The following is a 1940-nucleotide window of genomic DNA, read 5'->3' as shown; positions in this document are numbered from 1 at the left end:
GCGATCAACGCCCGCGCCACCTGATTCGCCCGCCGGTGCAACTCACCGAAAGTCAACGTGGTCTCACCCGAACGGATCGCCACCGCGTCCGGGCGGTTACGGGCCTGGGTGGTGATGACATCGACCAACGTCACCTCCGGCACCAGCGCCCCCGGAGTGGACCACTCGTGCAACACCAACTCCCGCTCACCAGCGGCCAGCACATCGATATCGCCCACCACCACCGACGCATCCGCCGCCACCGCGGCCAGGATCCGGGTGAACCGATCGGCGAAATCCCGCACCGTCGCGTCATCGAACAAATCGGTGGCATAGGTGAACGCCGCCGACAACCCACCCGCCCCACCATGACGGTCGAGATTCTCCGCCACCGCCAACTGCAGATCGAACTTCGCCAACCCCACCGCCAGATCCAGCCCCGACACCGACAACCCCGGCAACTCGAGCTCGGGCACCGTCAGATTCTGGAAGGTCAACATCACCTGGAACAACGGATGCCGCGCCGGCGAACGCGGCGGATCCAGCACCTCCACCAACCGCTCGAACGGCACATCCGCATGCCCGAACGCCGCCACATCCACCGCCCGCACCCCCGCCAGCAGCTCCTCGAACCGCACCCCCGGATCGATCTCGGTACGCAACACCAACGTGTTGACGAACATCCCGACCAGATCATCCAACGCCGCCTCACCCCGCCCGGCCACCGGCGTGCCCACCGCGATATCCCGGCTGCCCGACAACCGCGCCAGCAACACCGCCAACGCCGCATGCACCACCATGAACACCGTCGCGTTGTGCGCCTGCGCCACCCGGCTCAACCCCGCATGCACCGCGGCGTCGACCTCGAACCCCACCGTGGCCCCGTGATACGACGCCACCACCGGCCGCGCCCGATCCGCAGGCAACTCCACCTGCTCGGGCAACCCCGCCAACCCCTCCCGCCAGAACTGCACCTGCGCCGCCAGCAACGACCCCGGATCCCGCTCATCCCCCAAAATCTCCCGCTGCCACAACGCGTAATCCGCGTACTGCACCTCCAACGCAGGCCACACCGGCGCCCCACCCCGAGCCCGCTCCACATACGCGCTCATCAAATCCCGCGTCAACGGACCCATCGAGAACCCGTCACCAGCGATGTGATGCACCACACACACCAGCACATGCTCGGTCTCGCTCAACACGATCAACCGCACCCGCACCGGCGGCGCCGCGGTCACATCGAAACCCTCGGTCACCGCCGCGGCCACCAACGCGGCCACCTCCGACTCATGCGCCCGGCGCACCAGCACATCCGGCACCGCCCGCGCATCCTCCACCGGCAACACCAGCTGGAAACCCGCACCATCCACATCCGGATACACCGTGCGCAACACCTCGTGCCGCGCCACCACATCCGCGACCGCCGCCCGCAACGCCGCCACATCCAACGCACCACTCAACCGCACCGCGACCGGAATATTGTTCACCCCACTCGCGGGATCGAACCGGTTCAAAAACCACATCCGCTGCTGGGCATACGACAACGGCACCCGCTGCGGCCGCGGCCACGCCCGCAACGCCTGCCCCGCCGCCGACCCCGCATGCGCCTCCACCCGCGCAGCCAACCCCGCAACCGTGCTCACCTCGAACAACAACTGCACCGGCACCCGCACATCCAACGCCGCACCGATCCGCGCCGCCGCCTGCGCCGCCAACAACGAATTCCCACCCAACTCGAAGAAGTCGTCATCCGCACCGACGCGGCCGTCCTCCTGCGCCACCAACAACGCCGCGAACACCCCCGCCACGATCTCCTCCACCGGCGTCGACGGCGCACGAAACGCCCGCACCGCGAACACCGGCTCCGGCAACGCCGCCCGATCCAACTTCCCCACCGGCGTCAACGGAATCTCGTCCAACACCACAATCGACGCCGGAATCATGTACCCCGGCAACGACTC

The 1940-nt window shown here is 67.9% G+C and carries 1 protein-coding gene; it reads right to left on the bottom strand.

Annotation, left to right across the window (positions count from 1 at the left end; all coding sequences use genetic code 11):
• On the bottom strand, positions 1-1940 hold a 1940-nt coding region (locus ACIHAX_RS37745), incomplete at both ends, for a condensation domain-containing protein (protein ID WP_397282454.1).

This window comes from Nocardia sp. NPDC051929 (genome assembly GCF_044548645.1).
Taxonomy (GTDB): domain Bacteria; phylum Actinomycetota; class Actinomycetes; order Mycobacteriales; family Mycobacteriaceae; genus Nocardia; species Nocardia sichangensis.
This window is presented reverse-complemented; position numbering and strand designations above follow the sequence as displayed.